This window comes from Nocardioides sp. (assembly GCF_016462705.1).
Lineage (GTDB): Bacteria > Actinomycetota > Actinomycetes > Propionibacteriales > Nocardioidaceae > Nocardioides.
Genome location: NZ_JAEMSS010000230.1, coordinates 1 through 5,486 on the forward strand (window position 1 = coordinate 1; position 5,486 = coordinate 5,486).

The 5,486-nt window shown below is 72.5% G+C and carries 6 protein-coding genes and 1 pseudogene; 3 read left to right on the forward strand and 4 right to left on the reverse strand.

Features of this window, described 5'->3' with window-relative positions; all coding sequences use genetic code 11:
- On the forward strand, nt 1-560 hold a 560-nt coding region (locus tag JHD21_RS20065; protein ID WP_292678919.1), incomplete at its 5' end, for an SDR family oxidoreductase.
- Between the two features lie 28 nt (nt 561-588).
- On the opposite strand, the gene JHD21_RS20070 is transcribed toward JHD21_RS20065, so the two are convergent.
- The 3 genes from JHD21_RS20070 to JHD21_RS20080 form a co-directional block, all read right to left on the reverse strand.
- The gene (locus JHD21_RS20070; protein WP_292678921.1) at nt 589-1,419 is read right to left on the reverse strand and encodes a type IV toxin-antitoxin system AbiEi family antitoxin domain-containing protein; all 831 of its coding nucleotides are present in this window, start codon (nt 1,417-1,419) and stop codon (nt 589-591) included.
- A 141-nt stretch (nt 1,420-1,560) separates the two neighbouring features.
- On the reverse strand, nt 1,561-2,202 hold the full coding sequence (locus tag JHD21_RS20075) for a vWA domain-containing protein (protein ID WP_292678924.1): 642 nt from the start codon (nt 2,200-2,202) through the stop codon (nt 1,561-1,563).
- Between the two features lie 37 nt (nt 2,203-2,239).
- Nucleotides 2,240-2,620, reverse strand: coding sequence for a hypothetical protein (locus JHD21_RS20080; RefSeq protein ID WP_292678926.1), 381 nt, complete (start codon nt 2,618-2,620; stop codon nt 2,240-2,242).
- 143 nt (nt 2,621-2,763) lie between these two features.
- On the opposite strand from JHD21_RS20080, the gene JHD21_RS20085 reads away from it, so the two are divergent.
- The gene (locus JHD21_RS20085) at nt 2,764-4,344 is read left to right on the forward strand and encodes an alkaline phosphatase D family protein (protein ID WP_292678930.1); all 1,581 of its coding nucleotides are present in this window, start codon (nt 2,764-2,766) and stop codon (nt 4,342-4,344) included.
- On the opposite strand, the gene JHD21_RS20090 is transcribed toward JHD21_RS20085, so the two are convergent.
- Nucleotides 4,325-4,912 (reverse strand): nucleoside/nucleotide kinase family protein, encoded by a 588-nt coding sequence (locus JHD21_RS20090; protein ID WP_292678933.1) that lies wholly within the window; start codon nt 4,910-4,912, stop codon nt 4,325-4,327. The two genes, JHD21_RS20085 and JHD21_RS20090, sit on opposite strands and share 20 nt — an antisense overlap.
- Before the next feature lie 198 nt (nt 4,913-5,110).
- Between JHD21_RS20090 and JHD21_RS20095 the strand changes: the two are divergent.
- Nucleotides 5,111-5,486: pseudogene (locus tag JHD21_RS20095) on the forward strand (GTPase HflX); the annotation flags it as partial.

The following is a 5,486-nucleotide window of genomic DNA, read 5'->3' on the forward strand; positions in this document are numbered from 1 at the left end:
AGATCGCGCCGCTGCGCGCGGTGGTCAACTCCGCCGGCATCGGCTGGGCGCAGCGCACCATCGGCCGGGACGGCCAGATCGAGTCGGCGCACGACCTCGGCGCCTTCACCAAGGTCATCCAGATCAACCTGATCGGCACGTTCGACATGGTCCGGCAGGCCGCGACCGTGATGAGCCGCAACGAGCCCGACGCCGACGGCCAGCGCGGCGCCATCGTCAACCTCGCCAGCGTGGCGGCGTTCGACGGCCAGATCGGGCAGGCGTCGTACTCCGCGTCCAAGGGCGGCGTCGTCGGCATGACCCTCCCGGTGGCCCGCGACCTGTCGGCCAGCGGCATCCGCCTCAACACGGTGGCGCCGGGCCTGATCGACACCCCGATCTACGGCGAGGGCCCGGACTCCGAGGCGTTCAAGGCCAAGCTCGGCGAGAGCGTGCTCTTCCCCAAGCGCCTCGGCGTGCCGGACGAGCTCGCCAGCATGGTGGTCGAGTGCCTGACCAACTCCTACATGAACGCCGAGGTCATCCGGGTCGACGGCGGCATCCGGATGCCCCCCAAGTAGCGATTCGTCTGCGGGACTGCCCCACATCTCACGCGGCTGGTGCGTGATTCGTGGGGCGGTCTGTTGCCTGGCAGCCGGGCCTCCAACGGTCGAGAGGCTCCTCGTGTCCGACCCGGCCGTCGAGCTCGACGCCGGTCCCGAGGTCGATGTAGTCGACGTCTCGGTAGGCCACCGTCTTCCCGGGCTTCACGCGTCGTTGACGATCGCCGACGGGGAGACCATGCGGCCGCTCGACGTCCACCAGGTAGTGGTGCTCGAGCACCGAGTACGCACCGGCCGCGACGTCCCGAAGTATCTCCGCGAGGAGCCGCCGGTGCCTGAGGGTGGGATGCATCTCCAAGGTCGAGGCCAGGCGAGCCGGTGTCGTCACTCCTTGCTGCACGGCGTCGGCGAGCACCGCGAGGGCTGACTCCGGCCGATCTCGTGCGGCGGCCTCGTAGACCAGGGCGTGGTCCACCCGCAGCCGCGGCGGTGACTTGTGCAGCTGACACCGCTCCTCGAAGCCGCTGACGAACGTGACGTGGATGCCGTCTCGTCGGCGGACGCTGCGCCGCCGGTCGACGCAGACGACGATGGGCGCCGAGCCGGAGGGATCGTGCCCACGGACTCCCTCGGCCCGCAGGGCCGACCGGCCAGCCAGTGCGGCGGGGTCGTAGGCCAGGACGGCCGCCCACGCGCGCTGTCGCCAGGTCGGCTCGCCGGTGTGCTCGACGTACACGCCGGCGTGGACCCTGCTCAGTTCGCGCCGGCGCACCATCCGGTCGAGGTCGGTCTGCTTCGCGCCCAGTGCGAGCAGCTGGGCCCGCGTGATCACACCGTCCTGCTTGCGCAGGAGCCGCCGCATCCCGTTGGTGTCCATGCCGCCACTGTCCCGTCGCGGACGCCCTGGGTGGCTCTCGTCGTACGCGGTCTGTGGATGACGGCCGCGTCGTCCAGGGCTGTGCATGGGACTGCCCCACATCTCACGCGGCTGGTGCGGGAGCTGTGGGGCAGTCGCCGGTCACTCGGCCAGGGACCGCCGCTCCTCGTCGGTGAACGCCGGCATCGCCGCGGCCGGCGCCGTCAGCCGGTCGGTGCGCAGCTGGCGGATCTTGCCAGCGGACATCGCCATCGCCTCCTTGGCCTTGCCCCGCGAGTAGGTCACCGAGCTGGCGGCCGGGATGCCGAGCCCGACCCCGACCTCGACGGCGTCCTGGTCGGCGCCCATGTAGAGGAACTCCCAGCCGTACGTCGTGGTCTGCTCCTCCACGAGCGCCTTGACCGCCGGCGCGGTCCACTCCTTGCTGGCGTTCTCGAGGCCGTCGGTCATGATCGCGACGATGACCGTCCCGGGGCGCTGGTCCTCGGGCAGCGCCGCGAGCTTGGCGCCGGCCTCGGTGACCAGCCGGCCCATCGCGTCGTGCAGGGCGGTCATGTTGCGCGGCCGCAGGTCGAGCGGCGGCACGTCGGCGACCGGGCGGTCGGTGTAGACGACCTCGTAGACGTCGTCGAACTGGGCCAGGCTGGCCAGGCACTCACCGGTGCCGCCGCGCTGCTCCTCGACGAAGGCCGCGAACCCGCCCTCGATGTCGGACTTGATCGACTGCATCGACCCGCTCCGGTCGAGGAGGAAGTAGAGGTGGGTGAGGTCGGAACGGGTCATGGCTGCCTCCTGGGGCTGAATCCTCCGACCCGCCAGGTCAGCTGGGTCGGCGCGGCTTGAACCGCATGGGTGCTGCTGCGGGAGCCGGGGCCGGACGCGGCGTCCCGGACTCGTGGTCGTACTTCGCCCGCTCCACTCCGGCGGCCGTCACCCGGCCGTCCTCGTTGGCGTAGGCGCCGAGGGTCTGCGTGCGGGCCAGCCGCGGCGGGACGGCGTTCTCGGTGAGACCCGCCGCCGCTCCGGCCGAGCGCAGCGACGCCTTGCCCATCAGCACCGCCTCGGCCATCGACTCGTCGATCAGCTCGGTGAGCCGGTCCGCGGCCTCCCGCAGGTGCGGGAGGGCCTCGTCCGGACCGAGGCCGGCGGCGGCGTCGAGGGCCTGGTGGACGGCGTCCAGGTGCTTCGGGTCGGGCGTCATGACGACACGCTACCGCACAAACTGCGGTCACGCAAAGAATGCGGCGACGTAGTTGATGCGGCTCGGAGCGATCATGGTCCGTTCGGCGACACGTCATCCTCCCGTCGGGGTCCGGTCCCGCGCCCTCGACAACCTGCGACGACGTGGGCACCCAGCTCGGGAGACGGACCGCTCTGCTGGCCGGAGTCGCGATCGGAGGTACGCCGGGACTGGTCGCCTACGGCGTGCGGCGCGGCTCACCCGGGCTGCTGCGCCAGCGGCTCGAGCTGCCCTCCGGCGCCAGGTCCGGCGAGGTGACCACCGACTCGGCGGTGCTGTGGGGCCGCGCGTCGGGGGACGGACGGATGTCGGTGCGGCTCTCCAGCAACGGCCGGCTGCTCCGGACCGTCCGCGGGCCCTGGGCCGACGAGCGCAGCGACCACACCGCCCGGCTGCTGCTCGACGGGCTCGCCCCCGGGCGCGAGTACGCCGCGGACATCTCGTTCACCGCGGCCGACGGCACGGCGGGCCGGCCCGGGCGGGTGACGTTCTCGACCGCCGCGGTCCACCCGGCGCCCACGTCGTTCGTCTGGTCCGGCGACACCTGCGGGCAGGGGTGGGGGATCAACGAGCAGCTCGGCGGCCTGACGACCTACCGGGCGATGCACGAGACCCGGCCGGACTTCTTCATCCACTGCGGGGACACGATCTACGCCGACATCGAGATCCCCACCTCCCAGGAGGAGGACACCGGCGACGTCTGGCACAACGTGGTGACCGAGGAGGTGTCCAAGGTCGCCGAGACCCTCGCGGAGTTCCGGGGCCGGCACCGCTACCCGCTGCTCGACCAGCACGTGCGGGCGCTCTACGCCGAGGTCCCCACCATCTCCCAGTGGGACGACCACGAGACGATGAACAACTGGTATCCCGGCGAGCGGGTCGACGACGACCGCTACTCCGAGCGCCGCTGCGACGTCCTGGCCGCGCGCGGCCGGCGGGCCTGGCAGGAGTACCAGCCCGTGCCGGTGCGCCGGCTCGTCGACCGGGGCGGGGACGGCTTCGCCACGTCGCGCATCCACCGCCGGGTCCCGCGCGGCGCGCACCTCGACGTGTTCTGCCTGGACATGCGCTCCTACCGCGGGCCCAACGGCCCGTCCACCGGGCCCGGCCAGCCGGGGATCCTGGGTCCCGATCAGGAGCGCTGGCTCATCGACGAGGTCTCGCGGTCCCGGGCGACCTGGAAGGTCATCTCGGCGGACCTCCCGCTGTCGATCCCGTCGAACTGGGCCGACGACCGAGACGGCCCGTCCAACGGGGACCCCGGCGCGCCGAGCGGCCGGGAGCCGGAGATCGCCCGGGTCCTGTCGGCGTTCAAGCGCAACGGCGTCCGCAACGTCGTGTGGATCACCGCCGACGTCCACTACACGGCGGCGCACCGCTACCACCCCGAGCGGGCGGCGTACGCCGACTTCGACCCGTTCTGGGAGTTCGTGTCCGGCCCGCTGGCCGCGGAGACGTTCCCCCGCAAGGACGGCATCCTGGACCGCACCTTCGGCCCCGAGGTCGTGTTCTCGAAGGGCAACGACTCCGGTCGCCGGCAGTCGCCCCGGGACGGCAACCAGTTCTTCGGGCACGTGGCCATCGACCGGTCCGGTCTGCTCACCGTCACCCTCCACGACGGCAGCGGCGTCGCCCTCTGGACCACCGACCTCGAGCCGGAGCCGCTCAGCCCACCCAGTCGGTGAGGTCGAGGAGGCGGTCGGCCCGCTCGGCGGCCGCCTCGACGAGGGCGGCGTTCGGCTGGTCGACCCGCTCGACCCAGGCCAGCGCCTCGGCGGGGGTCTTGCCGAACTCGACGTGCCGGGCGACCAGCCGCTCGAGCCGGACGGCCTCGTCGACGCGCACGTGCCAGACCTCGTCGAGCTGTGCGCGGGCCTCGCGCCAGCGCTGCTCGTCGACCAGCAGGTAGTTGCCCTCGGTCACCACCAGGCCGCCGGCCGGCACCGGGATCGAGCCGGCGACCGGCTGCTCGATGGTCCGGTCGAACGCCGGCGCCAGCACGTGCTCCTCGCCGGCCCGCACCCGGGCCAGCAGGGCGGCGTACCCCTCGGCGTCGAACGTCTCCGGGGCGCCCTTGCGGTCCAGGAGCCCGCGGCGGGCGAGCTCGGCGTCGGCGAGGTGGAAGCCGTCCATCGGCAGGACGACGCCGCTGTGCTCGGCCGCGACCGCTGCCGCGAAGGTCGACTTGCCTGCGCCAGGGGCCCCGGCGATGCCCAGCAGGCGCACGCCGGCGGGAATGCGGATGCGGCTCATGGGGCCCGAACGTAGTCTTGAGCGCGTATGACGAACGCACACGAGATCAGCCCCGACACCGTCGACCAGTTTGCCGATCAGGCAGACGACACCGACGGCACCATCGAGATCGACCCCGACTTCAGCCTCGAGGCCGACCTTCGAGCGACGGTCGACTGGGACGAGCCCGATCCCGAAGAGGTGCCCACGGCCGGCGCGATGGAGCTGGCCGAGCGGCACGCCCTGCGCCGGGTGGCCGGCCTGTCGACCGAGCTCGAGGACATCAGCGAGGTCGAGTACCGCCAGCTCCGGCTCGAGCGGGTCGTCCTGGTCGGCGTCTGGACCGAAGGCACGACGCAGGACGCCGACAACTCGATGGCCGAGCTGGCGCTGCTCGCCGAGACCGCGGGCTCGCAGGTCCTGGAGGCGATCTACCAGCGCCGGCAGTCGCCCGACCCGGCGACGTACGTCGGCCGCGGCAAGGTCGAGGCGATCCGCGAGATCGTCGAGGCCACCGGCGCCGACACGGTGATCTGCGACGGCGAGCTCGCGCCCAGCCAGCTGAGGAACCTCGAGGACCGGCTCAAGGTCAAGG

Coding starts and splice junctions, on each gene's coding strand:
- JHD21_RS20070 (WP_292678921.1), bottom strand. CDS start 1,419: ATGGACACCAACGGGATGCGGCGGCTCCTGCGCAAGCAGGACGGTGTG.
- JHD21_RS20075 (WP_292678924.1), bottom strand. CDS start 2,202: ATGACCCGTTCCGACCTCACCCACCTCTACTTCCTCCTCGACCGGAGC.
- JHD21_RS20080 (WP_292678926.1), bottom strand. CDS start 2,620: ATGACGCCCGACCCGAAGCACCTGGACGCCGTCCACCAGGCCCTCGAC.
- JHD21_RS20090 (WP_292678933.1), bottom strand. CDS start 4,912: ATGAGCCGCATCCGCATTCCCGCCGGCGTGCGCCTGCTGGGCATCGCC.